The organism is Streptomyces cavernae (genome assembly GCF_004023625.1).
GTDB lineage: Bacteria > Actinomycetota > Actinomycetes > Streptomycetales > Streptomycetaceae > Streptomyces > Streptomyces cavernae.
The window spans coordinates 90868-108017 of the sequence record NZ_ML137712.1 but is presented as its reverse complement, the minus strand read 5'-3'; the positions used below and the strand labels follow the sequence as shown (position 1 = coordinate 108017).

Below are 17150 nucleotides of genomic sequence, written 5' to 3'. Positions count from 1 at the left end.
CTCCGCCCGCAGCGGCTGGCGCTCGGGTCACCCGGCCCTTCCGTGAAACATGGAACGCTCCCCCACTCTCGGCTTCGCTCGAGCGGGGGGACCCCCATGACCGAGGACGAAGAGTCCGGCGCGGCCCCGACCCACGAACCGGCGGAAGGCGCACCAGCCACGCACCGCCGGCATGCGGCAGGAGGCGCACCAGCCACGCACCGCCGACCCCCCGCCCATAACCGGCAGCAGGAGCAACGCCCCAACCCCAGCGGACCAGCCGCACCGCGCAACAGTCAAAAGCCCGGCGCAGCCGACCGCACAGACGGACGACCCCTACTCGTACTCCGTCCCGCCCTTCCGCGTCAGATAAGCCGGACTGACGGCCTTGGCGATCGCACGCCCCCCGGTCACCCCGCTGTAACGCTCGACCGCCGGCCGGATCACCACACCCTCACGCAGATGCAGCGCCCGACCGGACACGCTCTCCCGCCCCGAAGCCGTCTCCAGGACCCGGTCGATGTCATAGGGCCCCTCGAACAGGCGCGGAACGAGCGGGAGTTCACCGTCGAGCAGATCCGTCACCTCGGCCGCGTCCAGCCAACGCACCCCACCGTCGACCTCGACGGAGACGTCGAACACCGCGTACCCCAGCGTCTCCCGGCGGCCATCGGCACCGTAGGTCAGGTCCTGGACCCCCGCCCCGAACACCTCACCGAAGACCCCGACCCGCCGCGCCCCGAGCCGCTCGGCGAGGCGGGCCGCCGCCTCGGGGACACCGTGGCCGCGCACCGCGCGCCAGTACAGGTTGCGTGGATCCTCCTGCAGGGCCAGAGCCTTCGAGCCGAAACCCTTCGAGGAGACCTGGACCCCCCCGTCCTCGGCGAGGTACGTGACAAGGCATGCCGTACCGTGCAGCTTCTCCGTCAGGACGACCGGCTCGCCGGGCTCGAAGATGCCCGGGTAGCGCTGGATGTTCTCGATGTCGACCCAGGGCAGCAGATCGGGCGCGGACTCGACCTCGCCGCTCATGGTGGGCGGGATGGGCGGCACCCACTTGGTGATCCCGAGCCGATCGGCGAAGTCGGTGCCGTCCGCGGCGGCCGCGGCCAGGTCGACGTCCCGCAGGGCGCTGGGCCGGCACACGATGCCCTGGGACAGCTCACCGCGCAGCCGAACCGCCTTGACCCGGTCCGCCTTACCGCCCGCCAGCCGGCCCGTGAGCCCCAGCTCCTCGATCAGCTCGGCCGGGAGCACGGACTGCTCGGGGATGTAGACGGCGGTCTCACCGGTGCGGTACACGCCCTTGGCCACAACTGCTCGGTAGAGCCCGACCTGGGCCAGCTCGAGCGCGTCGGCGTTGGGGTGTTCATGGATGGTCAGCACTTCGGCGGTGACACGCAGCGTCGACATGACGGCGGCTCCTCGGGGTGTTCGGTTGCTCAGTCGCGTTTCATCGCCCCCAACTTGCCTGAGGGCAAACAGGTGGAGCCACCGGATTTCCCTGTGCTAGCCCGCCCCACGCCCCACAACCCACGCCCCACCACGCGACGCCCCACCACCCATGGCCCGCTACCCACGCCGACCACCCACGGCCCGCTACCCACGCCGACCACCCACGGCCCGCTACCCCACCGAAAGGGCAGCGCGCACAGCACCAACCAGAACGCCAACGCCAACTGAACACGGGGGCAATATCTTTGAACCATTTCTCGATCACGGTCGTCACCACAGACAGAACACCAGCCACACAAGACCATGAGCCAGACAAGAGAGAGGGGGGCGTGGATGAGCATCGTCGTCAGTTCGCTGAAGTGGGAGTCCGCGCGCTCGGGGGCGCAGACGATCTCGTACGACAGCGACGGGTACCACCTCGTGCGTTTCCCGTACGAGAAGACCGAGGAGTCGTACGACCCGTGGAAGATGCACGACGCGGCGCACGGCGGGGAGAGTAAGTCACAGTTCCCCGATCCGCGTTCAGGGCTGATCTGGCCGAGCCACCACGGGTGGGGCATGCTCTCCGCGATGGTCTTCTGGGCGGCCGACGCCCGGGCCACGGAGTACCGGGCCCGCTTCGTGCGCGACCCGCTGGACTCCTCCACCGGGTACGACTCGACCGCCACCACCGACACGCCGCCCTCCCGGGGCGGTCAGTACCGCACGTACCAGTGGCAGATGTTCGTGCACCCGGGCACTCCGGTGGGGCTGAAGATCTCGGCGCGGGGAGTCGGCGACGTAAAGCTGCCGGTGCCGCTGATACTGGCCGAGTTCAAGCTCGCCATCAACACGGATGTGAAAACACCGCCGGCGTGACAGAGTCCAGCGTCAGGACACCGTGAGCTTGTCCGGCGCGAACCCACGGAATCCACCGCTGCTTACCCGCGGCCTGTGACCTGCTTGCCCGAAACGGCCTGCTTGTCCCCAGCCTGCCTGCCCGCGGCGAAGGTGAGCGCGCGCCCCCGGGGGGCGCGTATCCCCGCACGGGGGTGCGGCCGTTCAGCGGCGCACCCCCGTCGTGCTCACGCCGACATCAGCAACTGCCTTCCGCGCCTGGCCTCCGCCAGCGCCTCGGGCGTCAGAACCGGCCGCGGCACCACGATGCCGCAGTTCGTGCAGACCGGGCCCGAGGACGGCTCGTGGGCCAGGTCGTACTTCCAGGTGAGTCGCGATTCGGCGCACACCGGGCAGACGTTCCCCGGCTCGCGCTCCAGCGCGGATATCAGTTTGCGCAGCACCTCGGCGAGTGGTTCCCGGGGGTGGACCCGGGGGTCGTCGCACCAGGCGACTCCGAAGCCGCCCCAGGTGAGCCGGTGCCAGTCGTCGACACTGCCCGGCCTGCGCAGCCCGTCGTACTTCTCCTTCCTGCGGCGTTCGGCGAAGGCGTCCTCGTAGGCGAGCCAGACGGCGCGTGCCTCTTCCAGCTCGTCCAGCGCGGACACCAGCCGCGCCGGGTCGGGCGACCTGTCCTCCGGGCCGAAACCGGCCCTGGAACTGAGATGGTCCCAGGTCGCCCGATGGCCATAGGGGGCAAACCTCTCCAGGCACTTGCGCAGTGAATACCGCCGCAGCGCCAGGTCGCTGTAGGGATCACGCACCTGTCTCGCGAGACTCCGGAATCCGGCCATCGCCCTGCACCTCCGTCACACCTGCACCTGTACTTCGGTCACTTCGGCGTCGTCGTTTGCACGTCGCCGAATAGACGTATCGACACCCGATTCGGCTCCATCTGTTTTCTGATGGCCTCCCATCGGCGATCCGTCAGCCCCCGTGCAACCCCCGTACAACCTCCCGGACAACCCCGAACAGCTTTGCGAACAGTCGTCCGTACACCTCCCGGACGGACCCCCCGAACCATCGAAAGCTCTTGACCGAGGATGTTTAGAAAAAGGTGACGTCTGTTCATCTTCAACTCCCGGGCTACCGGCGGTAACCTCCGCCTCACCAACGTCGGGAGGAGCAGTAATGCGACGGCGCACCCCACGCACCACCCTCGGCAGATTGACAACTCCCCGCGGATTCGCGGGGTTCCTCAAAGCCGCGTCCGTGTTCGTTCTCACCGCAGGCCTGCTCTCCCCGCTGCAACAGGCCTCCGCGGCCGAGGCGGCCGTCACCGACTACTGCGAGGGACAGTGCTCGGACATCCTGCCGCCCGGCGCCAACGGCAACGCCACGCTCGCCCAGATCCTGCTCAACCGGGCCTTCGGCAGCCAGCCGGCGCACGCCGACGACCAACTCGGCCCCTACGACTCCCTGTCCTCCGGCTACAAGTCCCTGACCGACAGCGCCCTCAGCCAGTTCTACGCCGACTCCTCCTTCGGCGTCCCCACTGACCAGGTCGAATCCGTCACCAAGCCGCGTGACGACGTCACGATCACGCGCGACAAGAAGTACGGGATCCCGCACATCCAGGGAACCACCCGGTACGGCACCGAGTTCGGCGCCGGTTACGCGGCCGGCCAGGACCGGATGTGGCTGATCGACCTCTTCCGTCACATCGGCCGCGGTGAGCTGACCTCCTTCGCGGGCGGAGCGCTCGCCAACCAGGGCCTGGAACAGGAGTTCTGGCCGCAGGCCCCGTACACGGAAGAAGATCTGCAAAAACAGGTCGACTACCTCCTCAACAAGTCCGGCGAGCGGGGAAAGCAGGCCCTGGCGGATGCCCAGGCCTACATCGACGGCCTCAACGCCTACCGCGTGGCAGCGAAGAACGGCCGCTACTTCCCCGGTGAATACGTACTCACCGGCAAGATCGACTCAATCACCAACGTCGGTGAAATCGAGCCCTTCAAAGTGACCGACATGATCGCCCTTGCCTCCGTGGTGGGCGGGTTGTTCGGAAACGGCGGTGGGGGAGAGGTCGACGCGGCGCTCTCTCTCCTCGCCGCCCAGCAGAAGTACGGCATCACCGAAGGCACCAAGGTCTGGGAGTCCTTCCGTCAGCGAAACGACCCGGAGTCCGTGCTCACCATCCACGACGGCAGCAGCTTCCCGTACGCGGAGAAGCCTTCGAACGCCCAGGGCATGGCCATGCCCGATCCCGGCTCGGTCGAGAAGGAGCAACTCGTCTACGACCGCACGGGTTCGGCCGCGACCACCGCCCAGGTGGCGAGCGTCACCTCCAACGCGGCGGCGGACGGTTCGGCCTCCACCGGTTCCGCGGGCACGACCCTGCCCAAGTCCCCGGTGAAGGCACCCGGCAAACTCAGGAAACTCCAGGGGATGTTCGACGACGGGGTGCTCCCCGCCGACCTCTTCTCCACCGGTGCCCACAAGAAGGGCATGTCCAACGCGCTGCTCGTCTCCGGCGAGAACACCGCGAGCGGTCACCCGGTCGCGGTCTTCGGCCCGCAGACCGGCTACTTCGCCCCGCAGCTGCTGATGGCGCAGGAACTCCAGGGGCCGGGCATCAGCGCCCGCGGCGTCTCGTTCGCCGGCGTCGGCATGTACGTACAGATGGGACGCGGCCAGGACTACGCGTGGTCGGCCACCTCGGCCATGCAGGACATCACCGACACCTACGCCGTCGAGCTCTGCGAACCCGGCGGCGGCACGCCCACCAAGCAGTCCGCCTCCTACCTGTTCCGCGGTACCTGCACCCCCATGGAGAAGCTCGAGAAGAAGAACGCCTGGAAGCCCACCACCGCCGACTCCACGGCCGCGGGCTCGTACCGGATGCAGGTGTTCCGCACGAAGTACGGCATCGTCACCCATCGGGCCACGGTCGGCGGCAAACCTGTCGCGTACACCTCGCTGCGCTCGACCTACTGGCACGAGGCCGACTCGGTGATCGGGTTCCAGATGTTCAACGACCCCTCGGTCGTGAACAGCGCCAAGACCTTCCAGGAAGCCGCCGAGCACATCAGCTACGCGTTCAACTGGTTCTACGCCGACTCCAAGGACATCGCGTACTACAACAGCGGAGCCAACCCCGTACGGGCCGTGTCGGTGGACCCCTCCCTCCCGGTCAAGGGTGAACGGGCATACGAGTGGCGGGGCTTCGACCCCGTCAACAACACCTACGACCTGACACCGGCCGCCCAGCACCCGCAGTCGGTGAACCAGGACTACTACATCTCCTGGAACAACAAGCAGGCCAAGGACTACAGCGCGTCCACCCTCAGCCTCGGCGCCGTTCACCGCGGCGATCTGCTCGACGGCCGGGTGAAGAAGCTCGCGCAGGCCGGCGGGGTGACCCGTGCGAAGCTCACCCAGGCGATGGCGGACGCCGCCATCACCGACCTGCGCGGCGAACAGGTGCTCCCCGAACTGCTGAAGGTGCTGCGCAGCAAGCCGATCACCGACGCGGCGCAGGCCAAGGCGGTCGACCAGCTCGACGCCTGGCTCAAGGCGGGTGCGCCGCGCAACCAGACCGCGGCCGGATCCAAGAAGTACGCCCACCCGGACGCCGTCCGGATCATGGATGCCTGGTGGCCGCTGCTGGTGGAAGCGCAGTTCAAACCCGGCCTCGGTGACGACCTGTGGAAACTGCTGACCGCGCAGCTCACGGTCGACGAGTCGCCGTCCGCGGGGCACGGCCCCACGGGCTCGCACGCCGGATCGTCCTTCCAGTACGGCTGGTGGGGCAATGTCGACAAGGACCTGCGCCAGGTGCTCGGGCAGTCGGTGCAGGGCCCGCTGGCCCGCACCTACTGCGGCGGCGGCGACCTCTCCGCCTGCCGTGACGTGCTGCTGGGCACGCTCACCACAGCCGCCGGCAAGACGGCCGCCCAGGTCTACCCCGGCGACGACCTGTGCTCGGCGGGCGACCAGTGGTGCGCTGACGCGATCGCCCAGCGCGCACTCGGCGGCATCACCCATCGGCTGATCCAGTGGCAGAACCGGCCGACGTACCAGCAGGTGGTGGAGTTCCCGGCACACCGGTAGCCGCCACCCCGTCGAAGCCGGGCCGCTGAAGCCGGGCCGCTGAAGCCGGGCCGCTGAAGCCGGGCCGCTGAAGCCGGGCCGCTGAAGCCGGGCCGTCGAAGCCGGGCCGTCGAAGCCGGGCCGTCGAAGCCGGGCCGCCGAAGCCGGGCCGCCGAAGCCGGGCCGCCGAGCGTATCCCGCGCCCGTCGGCCCGGCTCTCGCCCTCGAAGGACGCTCCCCGCTCTCCCGGTGTCCCGGGTCTCCCGCCCTCAGCGATAGACCAGATACCGGCGGCGCACCCGCCGGAACGCGGAGAGTTCGGTCTGCCAGGCCGCGACCACCTCGTCCGTCCCGGCGCTCGCGTCGATCATCGTCCGCACCCGCGCGGACCCGGTCAGCTTGTCGATCCAGTGGTCGGGGCGCCAGGCGAAGCCGGTCCACACCTTCTTCGCGGTCACCAGGAGCCCGATCCCGGTGCGCACCGGATCGTAGGCGGCCCGGTCGTGCACATGGATCTGCACCCCGCCCACGGTCCTGCCCTGGAATTTGGAGAACGTCGGTGCGAAATAGGCCTCTCTGAAGTGGACGCCGGGCAGGTCGAGGCGCTCCGCCTCGAGCGCCCACCGCCGGTCGACGCCCTCCGCGCCGAGCAGTTCGAACGGGCGGGTCGTGCCCCGGCCCTCGGAGAGGTTCGTGCCCTCGAAGAGGCACGTCCCCGAGTACACGAGCGCGGTGTCGGGGGTCGGCATGTTCGGGCTCGGCGGCACCCACGGCAGGCCGGACGCCTCATAGAAGTCCGCGCGTCGCCACCCGCTCATCAGGACCGTCTCCAGCGGTACCGGCGCGGGGAGGAACTCCCCGTTGAACAGCCGCGCCAGTTCCGCCACGGTCATCCCGTGCGCCTGTGCGATCGGCTGCCGTCCGACGAACGTGGCGAACTCCTTGTGCAGTACGGGTCCGAAGGCGCCGCGGCCCGTCACGGGGTTGGGCCGGTCGAGGACGACGAACCGCTTGCCCGCGAGCCGGGCGGCCTCCATGCAGTCGTAGAGGGTCCAGATGTACGTGTAGAAGCGCGCGCCCACGTCCTGGATGTCGAAGACGACGGTGTCCACACCGGAGGCGGTGAAGATGTCGGCGAGCGCCTGACCGCTCTTCAGATACGTGTCGAAGACGGGCAGTCCGGTCGCCGGATCGTCGTGGCGGCCCTCGGAACCACCGGCCTGCGCGGTGCCGCGGAAGCCGTGCTCGGGCCCGAAGACGGCGATCAGATCCACCCGGTCGTCGGCGTGCATGACGTCCACGATGTGGCGCGCCTCGCGGGTGACGCCCGTCGGGTTGGTGACGATGCCGACCCGCTGACCGTCGAGCAGCGCGTAGCCGCCCGCCGCGAGGCGGTCGAACCCCGTACGCAGCCTGCCGGGGCCCTTCCCGTCGCCGCGCCCCTCCCCGCCACCGCTCCCGGCGGCGGAGGACGGGGCGGTGGCGGCGGCGGCCGACGACCCGCCGACGGTCAGCGTGCCCGCCGCGGCGAGCACCCCTCGTCTGGACACCTGCATCCCGGCGACCTCCGTACTCGACGGCGCTGTCATGCTCACGCTACTGCTCTGGCTTCCGTCGGGGAACGCGCCTACGAGCCGTTGCCGGGCTCAACGCGTCGGCCCGGCGTTCAGGATCACCCGACCACGAAAAGCTCTTCCACCCGAACATACCGACCGGTTAGTCTCTCAGCAGGGAGTCGCGCAGTCGCGTCGAGTCGCGTCTGGCGAGGTCGCGTCTGAAGGAGACCGATGGTGGTAGCCGTGCAGGATGCCGGAGTGGTCGTCACTGGAGCGGGAGGCGGTATCGGCGCCGCACTGGCCCGCCGCTTCGCCGCCGAGGGGGCCCGGGTCGTGGTGAACGACCTGGACGCCGTCAAGGCCAGGACCGTCGCCGACGAGATCGGCGGGATCGCGGTCCCCGGCGACGCCTCCGCGATCGTGACCGAGGCCCGGGACGCCCTCGGCGGCACCGTCGACGTCTACTGCGCCAACGCCGGGCTCGCCTCCGGCGGCACCGAGGCGGCCGACGAGAAGGTCTGGGCGCTCGCCTGGGACGTCAACGTGATGGCGCACGTCCGTGCGGCCCAGGAACTGCTCCCGGCCTGGCTGGAGCGCGGCAGCGGCCGTTTCGTCTCCACGGTCTCGGCGGCCGGACTGCTCACCATGATCGGCGCGGCTCCGTACAGCGTCACCAAGCACGGCGCGTACGCCTTCGCCGAGTGGCTGTCGCTCACCTACCGCCACCGCGGCATCAAGGTCCACGCCATCTGTCCGCAGGGGGTGCGCACCGACATGCTGACCGCCTCGGGCTCCGCGGGCGAGCTGGTGCTCACACCGACCGCGATCGACCCGGAGGACGTGGCGGAGGCACTCTTCGCGGGCATCGCCGAGGACCGCTTCCTGATCCTGCCGCACCCCGAGGTCGCCGGGTACTACCAGGCGCGCGCGGCCGTCCCGGACCGTTGGCTGGAGAACATGAACCACATCCAGCAGAAGTGGGAGGCCGCGCAGTGACGGCGTGCGGGTGACCCACCGGGTCGGGTCGTGCCGGGGCGCCGAGGAGGACCCGGCTGCAACCGCCGGCCGGCCCGGGTGGAGACTGGCGACCCAGAGCACCCGGCAGGTGGCGGTCCTGCCCGACTCGCCGACGGCGAAGAGTGGCAAGATCCTCCGTCGGGGACGCGTTCCACGCTTCCTCGAGTCCCACGACAACTGGAAAGGCAGGTGGCCGGCAGTGCCCAGGACGACGGACGGTGACGGGACCCCGGTCCCGCAGCGGCTCCTTGCGGCCGCCACCCGCCTCTTCGCCGAGCAGGGCTACGACCGTACCTCGGTGCAGGAGATCGTGGAGGCGGCCGGGGTCACCAAGGGCGCGTTGTACCACTACTTCGGCTCCAAGGACGACCTGCTGCACGAGGTGTACGCACGCATGCTGCGCCTCCAGCAGGAACGCCTCGACGCCGTCGCGGACGCCGACGCGCCCGTGGAGCAGCGGCTGCGGGACGCGGCGGCCGACGTCGTGGTCACCACGATCGACAACCTCGACGACGCGGCGATCTTCTTCCGCTCCATGCACCACCTGAGCCCCGAGAAGAACAAGCAGGTGCGCGCCGAGCGCCGTCGCTACCACGAACGTTTCCGCGCGCTCGTCGAGGAGGGCCAGGAGTCCGGCATGTTCTCCACGGCGACCCCGGCCGACCTGGTGGTGGACTACCACTTCGGCTCGGTCCACCACCTCTCGACGTGGTACCGCCCCGACGGCCCCCTCACCCCCCAGCAGGTCGCCGACCATCTGGCGGATCTGCTGCTGCGGGCGCTGCGGCCGTGAGAGGCCGCTGCGCGGGGCTAGGCCTTGGGCTAGGCCCCTTCTGATGGATCTGCCGGGCGTCGCGACGCCCGGCGCGCACTCCCCCAAGCTCTCGGCTCCGCTCGAGCAGGGGGACCCCATGCCGCACGGCGCGAAGGGACAGGTGGCTCCGCCACATGACCCTCCACGCCGCACGACGATCGCACGCTCCCCCAAGCTCTCGACTGCGCTCGAGCAGCGGGGACCCCCATGACGCCGCTCCTGTCTCCACGGAGATACATGCGAAGGGCCCTAACCCCGATGACCGCCCCGCGCGTCGGACGCCTACAGGTACTGCTTGATCTCCCGCCGGGCCAGCGACCGCTGGTGCACCTCGTCCGGACCGTCCGCGAGCCGGAGGGTACGGGCGGCAGCCCACAGCTCGGCCAGCGGGAAGTCCTGGCTGACGCCGCCGGCGCCGTGCAGCTGGACCGCCTTGTCGATGATGTCCACCACGGTCCGCGGGGTGGCGATCTTGATGGCCTGGATCTCCGAGTGCGCGCCCTTGTTGCCGACCGTGTCCATCATCCAGGCGGTCTTCAGCACCAGCAGCCGCAACTGCTCGACCGCGACCCGCGCGTCGGCGATCCAGTTGTGCACCACGCCCTGCTGGGCCAGGGGCTTGCCGAACGCCGTCCGGGAGACCGCTCGCCGGCACATCAGCTCGATGGCCCGCTCGGCCATGCCGATCAGCCGCATGCAGTGGTGGATCCGGCCGGGACCGAGGCGTGCCTGGGCGATCGCGAAGCCGCCGCCCTCCTCGCCGATCAGGTTGCTCACGGGCACGCGCGCGTGGTCGAAGACGACCTCGGCATGGCCGCCGTGGTAGTGGTCCTCGTACCCGTACACCTGCATGGCGCGCCGGACCTCGACACCGGGGGTGTCCCTCGGGACGAGGACCATGGACTGCTGACGGCGGATGTCGGATCCGTCGGGGTCCGTCTTGCCCATCACGATGAAGATCCGGCAGTCCGGGCTCATCGCCCCGGAGATGTACCACTTGCGGCCGGTGATGACGTAGTCGTCAGTGCCGTCGGAGGCTCGCTGGATGTGCGTGGTGATATTGGTGGCGTCCGAGGAGGCCACCTCCGGCTCGGTCATGGCGAACGCCGAGCGGATCTCACCCGCGAGCAGCGGCTGAAGCCACTGCTTCCGCTGCTGCTCGTCGCCGAACTGCGCCAGCACCTCCATGTTGCCGGTGTCCGGCGCCGCGCAGTTCAGCGCGGTCGGCGCGAGCTGCGGGGAGCGGCCGGTGATCTCGGCGAGCGGGGCGTACTGGAGGTTGGTGAGACCGGCGCCGTACTCGGAGTCCGGCAGGAACAGGTTCCACAGGCCCTGCCGACGGGCCTCGGCCTTCAGCTCCTCCACCACCGGCGGGGTGTCCCACGGCGAGGCGAGCCGCGCTCGCTGCTCGTGGGCGACGGCCTCCGCCGGGTAGACGTGCTCGTCCATGAAGGCGAGCAGCTTGTGGCGCAGGTCCTCGGTGCGCGCGTCGTATGCGAAGTCCATGGCGGGTCAGCCTTCCTGGAGACCTTCTCGGAGGGTGGTCAGGCCGTGCTCGATGAAGACGGGGACCAGGTCGCCGATGCGGTCGAAGCCGCGGCCGACCGTCTGGCCGAGGGTGTAGCGGTAGTGGATGCCCTCGAGAATCACGGCGAGCTTGAACCAGGCGAACGCCGTGTACCAGGAGACACCGGACACATCGCGCCCCGAACGCTCCGCGTACCGCTTGATCAGCTCGGCCGGATCGGGATGACCGGCGGCCTCGGCCGTCGTGGAGACGGGGGAGTCGGGGGTGCCGAGCGGGATGCTGTACATCACGAGCAGGCCCAGGTCGGTGAGCGGATCCCCGAGGGTCGACATCTCCCAGTCCAGTACCGCCCTGATCCGGTCGTCCGCGTCGATCAGCACGTTGTCCAGGCGGTAGTCGCCGTGGATCACGGTCGGCGCCGGGGAGCGCGGCAGGGTGCGGCCCAGGGCGGCGTGCAGGTCGTCGATACCGGCGAGGTCGCGGTTGCGGGAGGCGTCCAACTGCTTGCCCCAGCGGCGCAGTTGCCGCTCCAGGAAGCCCTCCGGGCGGCCGAAGTCACCGAGGCCCACCTCGGCGGCGTCCACCGCGTGCAACTCGACCAGCGTGTCGACCAGCGACAGCACCGCGCCCCGGGTGCGCTCGGGGCCCAGCGGGGCGAGCTGCTGGGCGGTGCGGTACGGGGTGCCCTCGACGAAGTCCATGACGTAGAAGGGGGCCCCGAGCACGTCCTCGTCCTCGCACAGGAGCACGGGCGCGGGTACCGGGACCGCCGTCGGGTGCAGGGCGCTGATCACCCGGTGCTCGCGCTTCATGTCGTGCGCGGTCGCGAGCACATGGCCGAGCGGCGGACGCCGCACCACCCACTTCGTGCTGCCGTCCGTCACCGCGTACGTCAGGTTCGACCGCCCGCCCTCGATCAGCCGGCCGGTGAGCGGGCCCCGCACCAGGCCGGGCCGCTCGGTGTCGAGGAGTCGACGCAGCCGGTCGAGGTCGAGTCCGGGCGGGTGGTCTGGGGTCATCGTGGCTCCTGTTCGGTTGTCCCGGCATTCCGCGGATGACGGTGTCGCACACCTCATGATGCCGACCGGTCGGTATGCCGTCCAGTGGTGCGGGACCAACGTGATCCGTATCGCTTTCCCCCCGCCTGCCCCCACGCCGGGCGAACGGCCCCGTCTCCGTCAGTCCGTGCCCGCCCGGGCGAAGGCGGGCCCTGCGGGCCGCCCGCGGGCGCGCGAGGCGGGTGGGCGGGGGCTGGCTCCCCGGCCAGCCGGCGCGGAGACCGGCGGGCAAGCCAAGGCCCCCGGGCGCGTGGAGGCCGGCGCCGCGGAGTCACGCGTGGCAGGCCACCATCCGGCCGCCGTTCATCGCGGCCATGTCCCCGAACGCGGCGATGGAGTCGACCGGCGCTCCCTCGAGCAGACCGTCCAACTCGGCGTAGGCGCGGTGCAGGTTCGCCACCAGCCGCTCGCTCTCCTGCCACTCGGCGAACTCCCCGAGGTCCGTCTCGCGGGCCGCCTCCAGCGGCGTACGCCCCGCCGCGTGGGCCTTCTCCGCGACCCCGGCCACGAAGCGGACGTAGCGCTCGGTGCGGTCGAACGCGGACGGGTCGGTGACCTTGCCATGCCCCGGCACGACCGTCTCGGCGCCCAGGTCGCGCAGCAGCTCCAGCGCCCGCAGCGAGCCGCTGAGCGAGCCCATCAGGAAGAACGGGGTGCCGCCCTCGAAGACGAGGTCACCGGTGAAGACGATCCGCCGGTGCGGCAGCCACACGATGGAGTCGCCGATGGTGTGGGCCGCGCCCGGGTGCAGGAGCTCCACGTCGGTGCCGGCGGTGTGCAGGGTCATGCGGTCGGTGTACGTGAGGTCGGCGCCGGTGATCTTGATGTCCCCGTAGTCGGTCCCGGGCCAGATGAGCTCCAGGTGGTGCCCGCTGGCCAGGGCCTCCTTGCGGCAGTCGGCGTGGGAGACCACGGTGGTCGCGAAGTGGGCGTTGCCGTAGGTGTGGTCGCCGTGGTGGTGGGTGTTGACGACGTACGACGGCCGCGGCGCGCCGCTAGCCGTGATAGCCGCGGCCAGTGCCTCGGTACGCCGCTGGGTCGCGGCGGTGTCCACGAGCAGGGTCGTCGTCCCGTCACTGACGAACCCCGCGTTGTTGAGGCACCACCCCCCGTCCGGCTGCACATAGGCGTGTACGTCGTCGGCAAGTTGGAGGGTGTACGGTTCACCGGCGCTCATAGCCACTCCCGAGCATTCGTCAATGATGGGTCGGAGCGTGTCAGTTGGGCGACCGCCGGGAAAAACCGGGGCGGTGCGTCCGTCAGAGGACGAGCACCGCCGCGCAGACCGCCACCGCCACCGTGCACAGGGTGGCGGCCGCCGCGTGCCGGGGGGTGAGCGACACGGGCTGCCCGGGCGCCGCGAGGGCGTGGATGCGACGGTGGGCGAGCCACAGGAAGCACAGCCACAACAGGCAGCACAGGGCACCGGCCACCACGCCCACCGCGGGCATCCCGCCGTGCAGCAGGGCCCTTACGGCGAGGATCACGACGACCGTGGACGCAAGCGTCGTACGCCGCCACGCGAGGCGCGTGCGTTCGGGCTGCAGCCCGGGATCGCGAGTGGTCCCCCGCGCTTCGCTCACCCCTCCCACCCGGTGAGCACGACGACCACCATGGCGACGGCGACGACCGCGACGACGAGGCTCAGCAGCGCCGGGAACCGTGACACCGGCAGGTCCTCGCCCCGGCGCATGGCCCGCTCGGTGCGCACCCAGTGGTTGACCGCGCGCAGGGCACACAGCACACCGGCCGCGAGCAGCGCGAGCGCCAGACCGGCCCGCCACGCCCAGCGCAGGTCCGGCAGGAACTGGTCCACGGCGAACCCTCCGCCGATCAGCGCGAGCGCGGTGCGCAGCCAGGCCAGGAAGGTGCGCTCGTTGGCCAGTGAGAACCGGTAGTCGGGCGTCCCGCCCTCCTCCCGGATCTCCTGGGGCGCGAACCACAGCCTGACGTTCCGTACGAACTCGCTCACGCACAGGACCCTACCCGCGCCCCGCCCGGGCACCCCTGCGGCCCTCAGCCCATGGTCCAGTGCGCCTTCAGCCGCCCGGGCACCCCTGCGGCCCTCAGCCCATGGCCCAGTGCGCCTTCAGCTGCCCGGGCACCCCTGCGGCCCTCAGCCCATGGACCGGTATGCCTTCAGCCGCTCGTACGCCGCCAGCCCGTCCGGCACCCACGCCCAGTCGGTCAGCCGCCGCTCCACCTCGTCCTCCGGCAGGAAGCCGTGCCAGGCGACCTCCTCCACCTGGGGATGCACCGGGAGATCGCACCGGACCCGGTACACGGCCGACCACCAACTGCGGCCGGCCCCGTCGTCGTACAGGAACTTGAACAGCGGCTCGGGCCGGGGCAGCCCCGAGACCCCCAGTTCCTCCTCCGCCTCCCGCAGGGCGGCGTCGTCGTAGGACTCCCCGGCCCCGACGACCCCGCCGACGAACATGTCGTACAGCGACGGGAAGACGAGTTTGGCGGCCGTACGCCGGTGCACGAAGATCCGCCCCTCGCGGTCGCGTGCCTGGATGAACACACACCGGTGCCTGAGCCCGCGGGCGTACGCCTCACCTCGCGCCACACGGGCCACGACCCGGTCGTGCTCATCGACGATGTCGAGCATCTCATCGGCGGGATTCATGACCCCCATCCAAGCCCACCCGCCCGCCCCGCACGTGCCGCGCCCCCAGGGGGAGCGGCAGGGCCCGACAGTTGACTCGGTCACTCCTGTGCCGAAAGGATCTGACCGTTCAGTAACAAGAGCTGGCCCGGCCGCCGGCCCGAACAGCTCGAAGAGCACGACAGTTCGGAACAGCACGACAGCACGACAGCAGACAGCACCAGCGAACCAGCAGCAACGGCAGGTACGACCGGGCGGCGCCACCACCGGCGGCACCGGCGCCACGGCACGAGCGATACAAGCGCTATGGAGGGCGGGGGCACTATGGCCTACGACGCAGATGTGATCGTGATCGGGGCGGGTCTCGCCGGCCTCGCGGCCACCGCGGAGCTGGTCGACGCCGGCCGCAAGGTCATCCTTCTCGACCAGGAACCGGAGCAGTCCATCGGTGGCCAGGCCCACTGGTCCTTCGGTGGCCTGTTCTTCGTCGACTCGCCCGAACAGCGCCGGCTGCGCATCAAGGACAGCCACGCCCTCGCCCTTCAGGACTGGATGGGCACCGCCGCCTTCGACCGTCCCGAGGACCACTGGCCGCGCAAGTGGGCGGAGGCGTACGTCGACTTCGCGGCGGGCGAGAAGCGGGCCTGGCTGTACGGGCAGGGCGTGCGCTTCTTCCCGGTGGTCGGCTGGGCCGAGCGCGGCGGCTACGACGCGGGCGGCCACGGCAACTCCGTGCCCCGCTTCCACATCACATGGGGGACCGGACCGGGCGTGGTCGAGCCCTTCGAGCGGCGGGTGCGGGCCGGTGCCGCGCGCGGCCTGGTCCAGCTGAAGTTCCGCCACCGGGTCACGGGTCTGTCCCGCAGCGCGGGCAGTGTCGACACGGTCACCGGGGAGATCCTGGAGCCGTCCGGCGTCGAGCGCGGCAAGGCCAGCAGCCGCTCCGTCACCGGGGCCTTCGAGTTCCGTGCCCAGGCGGTGATCGTCACCTCGGGCGGCATCGGCGGCAACCACGACCTGGTGCGCGCCAACTGGCCCGAGCGCCTCGGCAAGGCGCCCGAGAAGATGGTCTCCGGTGTGCCGGCGCACGTGGACGGGCTGATGCTCGGCATCGCTGAGGACGCGGGCGCGCGTCTGATCAACCGCGACCGGATGTGGCACTACACCGAGGGCATCCACAACTGGGACCCCATCTGGAACAACCACGGCATCCGCATCCTGCCCGGCCCGTCCTCCCTGTGGCTGGACGCGCTCGGCAACCGCCTCCCCGTGCCGCTGTTCCCCGGCTTCGACACCCTCGGCACGCTCGAGCACATCATGCGGACCGGCCACGAGCACACCTGGTTCGTCCTCGACCAGAAGATCATCGGCAAGGAGTTCGCGCTCTCCGGGTCCGAACAGAACCCCGATCTGACGGGCAAGTCCGTCAAGGACGTGTTCGTCCGGGCGCGCGCCGACGTGCCAGGACCCGTCAAGGCGTTCATGGACCACGGCGTGGACTTCGTCGTCGAGAAGGACCTGGGCGCGCTGGTGCGCGGCATGAACGCGCTCACCAAGGAGCCCCTCATCGAGGAGGCCGCGCTGCGCCGCGAGATCACCGCCCGCGACCGGGAGGTCGCCAACCCGTTCACCAAGGACCTCCAGATCACCGCGATCCGCGGCGCCCGCAGGTACCTCGGCGACAAGTTGATCCGCACCGCCACCCCGCACCGCATCCTCGACCCCAAGGCGGGCCCGCTGATCGCGGTACGGCTCAACATCCTCACGCGCAAGACGCTCGGCGGCCTGGAGACCGATCTGTCCGCCAGGGTGCTGACGGACGGCGGCGATCCGCTGGCGGGCGTGTACGCGGCGGGCGAGGCGGCCGGCTTCGGCGGCGGCGGCGTGCACGGCTACCGATCGCTGGAGGGAACGTTCCTCGGCGGCTGCCTGTTCTCGGGGCGTACGGCGGGACGCGCGGCCGCCAAGGCCGTGGACTGAGCGCGAACCACAGCCGACTCCGTCTCCCTCGCACTCCACCACGAAGATTTTCAGCCACCGGGCTCGTGCCGACTTCCCTTCGGTGCGGGCCCGGTGGCTGGTCGTGGGGCGTACGACGGCAGGCGGGCGATGCGGGACCGTGGCCAAATGTGCTCCTCTTTCGAGACGTTGTGAGGGCACCTGGGTGACTGTGGAAGTAACTTTCGTAAACGGAGGGTAATTTGACACGTGTAGCGAAAAAGTG

At 70.4% G+C, this 17150-nt stretch carries 14 protein-coding genes; 5 read left to right on the top strand and 9 right to left on the bottom strand.

What is annotated here, in order from left to right; all coding sequences use genetic code 11:
* Positions 1–315: 315 nt before the first annotated feature.
* Positions 316–1392 carry an RNA ligase (ATP) gene (locus tag EF387_RS06525; protein WP_128375527.1) on the bottom strand — a complete coding sequence of 359 codons (1077 nt, stop codon included), beginning with the start codon at positions 1390–1392 and terminating at the stop codon, positions 316–318.
* Between the two features lie 375 nt (positions 1393–1767).
* Between EF387_RS06525 and EF387_RS06515 the strand changes: the two genes are divergently transcribed.
* On the top strand, positions 1768–2292 hold the full coding sequence (locus EF387_RS06515) for a hypothetical protein (RefSeq protein WP_128375525.1): 525 nt from the start codon (positions 1768–1770) through the stop codon (positions 2290–2292).
* 206 nt (positions 2293–2498) lie between these two features.
* Here the strand turns inward: EF387_RS06515 and EF387_RS06510 are convergent, their stop codons facing one another.
* Entirely contained in the window at positions 2499–3104 is a 606-nt protein-coding gene (locus EF387_RS06510; protein WP_128375524.1) for a hypothetical protein, read from the bottom strand.
* A gap of 337 nt (positions 3105–3441) precedes the next feature.
* Between EF387_RS06510 and EF387_RS06505 the strand changes: the two genes are divergently transcribed.
* On the top strand, positions 3442–6363 hold the full coding sequence (locus tag EF387_RS06505; protein WP_128375523.1) for a penicillin acylase family protein: 2922 nt from the start codon (positions 3442–3444) through the stop codon (positions 6361–6363).
* A gap of 248 nt (positions 6364–6611) precedes the next feature.
* Here EF387_RS06505 and EF387_RS06500 read toward each other — a convergent pair whose 3' ends face one another.
* Positions 6612–7898 (bottom strand): exo-beta-N-acetylmuramidase NamZ family protein, encoded by a 1287-nt coding sequence (locus EF387_RS06500; RefSeq protein ID WP_128375619.1) that lies wholly within the window; start codon positions 7896–7898, stop codon positions 6612–6614.
* Positions 7899–8129: 231 nt separating this feature from the next.
* On the opposite strand from EF387_RS06500, the gene EF387_RS06495 reads away from it, so the two are divergent.
* Both EF387_RS06495 and EF387_RS06490 read left to right on the top strand, forming a co-directional pair.
* Positions 8130–8894, top strand: a complete 765-nt coding sequence (locus EF387_RS06495; RefSeq protein ID WP_128375522.1) for an SDR family oxidoreductase — start codon at positions 8130–8132, stop codon at positions 8892–8894.
* Between the two features lie 220 nt (positions 8895–9114).
* Entirely contained in the window at positions 9115–9708 is a 594-nt protein-coding gene (locus EF387_RS06490) for a TetR/AcrR family transcriptional regulator (protein WP_128375521.1), read from the top strand.
* A 303-nt stretch (positions 9709–10011) separates the two neighbouring features.
* On the opposite strand, the gene EF387_RS06485 is transcribed toward EF387_RS06490, so the two are convergent.
* The 6 genes from EF387_RS06485 to EF387_RS06460 all read right to left on the bottom strand — a co-directional run bounded on the left by EF387_RS06485 (position 10012) and on the right by EF387_RS06460 (position 14947).
* Positions 10012–11235 (bottom strand): acyl-CoA dehydrogenase family protein, encoded by a 1224-nt coding sequence (locus EF387_RS06485; RefSeq protein WP_128375520.1) that lies wholly within the window; start codon positions 11233–11235, stop codon positions 10012–10014.
* 6 nt (positions 11236–11241) lie between these two features.
* Positions 11242–12276, bottom strand: coding sequence for a phosphotransferase family protein (locus tag EF387_RS06480; RefSeq protein ID WP_128375519.1), 1035 nt, complete (start codon positions 12274–12276; stop codon positions 11242–11244).
* Positions 12277–12586: 310 nt separating this feature from the next.
* Positions 12587–13492 carry an MBL fold metallo-hydrolase gene (locus EF387_RS06475; protein ID WP_128375518.1) on the bottom strand — a complete coding sequence of 302 codons (906 nt, stop codon included), beginning with the start codon at positions 13490–13492 and terminating at the stop codon, positions 12587–12589.
* Positions 13493–13574: 82 nt separating this feature from the next.
* Positions 13575–13898, bottom strand: a complete 324-nt coding sequence (locus EF387_RS06470; RefSeq protein WP_128375517.1) for a DUF202 domain-containing protein — start codon at positions 13896–13898, stop codon at positions 13575–13577.
* Positions 13895–14287 carry a YidH family protein gene (locus EF387_RS06465; RefSeq protein WP_128375516.1) on the bottom strand — a complete coding sequence of 131 codons (393 nt, stop codon included), beginning with the start codon at positions 14285–14287 and terminating at the stop codon, positions 13895–13897. Before EF387_RS06465 ends, EF387_RS06470 begins: the two co-directional genes overlap by 4 nt.
* Positions 14288–14431: 144 nt before the next feature.
* Positions 14432–14947, bottom strand: a complete 516-nt coding sequence (locus EF387_RS06460; protein WP_128375515.1) for an NUDIX hydrolase — start codon at positions 14945–14947, stop codon at positions 14432–14434.
* 303 nt (positions 14948–15250) lie between these two features.
* Between EF387_RS06460 and EF387_RS06455 the strand changes: the two genes are divergently transcribed.
* Complete coding sequence (locus EF387_RS06455; protein ID WP_128375514.1) at positions 15251–16906, top strand: FAD-binding dehydrogenase; 1656 nt, start codon at positions 15251–15253, stop codon at positions 16904–16906.
* The last annotated feature ends 244 nt before the right edge of the window (positions 16907–17150 follow it).

Excerpts from the sequence above, each read along its gene's own strand:
- EF387_RS06510 (WP_128375524.1), bottom strand. The coding sequence starts at position 3,104 with ATGGCCGGATTCCGGAGTCTCGCGAGACAGGTGCGTGATCCCTACAGC.
- EF387_RS06455 (WP_128375514.1), top strand. The coding sequence starts at position 15,251 with ATGGCCTACGACGCAGATGTGATCGTGATCGGGGCGGGTCTCGCCGGC.
- EF387_RS06515 (WP_128375525.1), top strand. The coding sequence starts at position 1,768 with ATGAGCATCGTCGTCAGTTCGCTGAAGTGGGAGTCCGCGCGCTCGGGG.
- EF387_RS06475 (WP_128375518.1), bottom strand. The coding sequence starts at position 13,492 with ATGAGCGCCGGTGAACCGTACACCCTCCAACTTGCCGACGACGTACAC.
- EF387_RS06500 (WP_128375619.1), bottom strand. The coding sequence starts at position 7,898 with ATGCAGGTGTCCAGACGAGGGGTGCTCGCCGCGGCGGGCACGCTGACC.
- EF387_RS06495 (WP_128375522.1), top strand. The coding sequence starts at position 8,130 with ATGGTGGTAGCCGTGCAGGATGCCGGAGTGGTCGTCACTGGAGCGGGA.
- EF387_RS06480 (WP_128375519.1), bottom strand. The coding sequence starts at position 12,276 with ATGACCCCAGACCACCCGCCCGGACTCGACCTCGACCGGCTGCGTCGA.
- EF387_RS06525 (WP_128375527.1), bottom strand. The coding sequence starts at position 1,392 with ATGTCGACGCTGCGTGTCACCGCCGAAGTGCTGACCATCCATGAACAC.
- EF387_RS06505 (WP_128375523.1), top strand. The coding sequence starts at position 3,442 with ATGCGACGGCGCACCCCACGCACCACCCTCGGCAGATTGACAACTCCC.
- EF387_RS06460 (WP_128375515.1), bottom strand. The coding sequence starts at position 14,947 with ATGAATCCCGCCGATGAGATGCTCGACATCGTCGATGAGCACGACCGG.
- EF387_RS06485 (WP_128375520.1), bottom strand. The coding sequence starts at position 11,235 with ATGGACTTCGCATACGACGCGCGCACCGAGGACCTGCGCCACAAGCTG.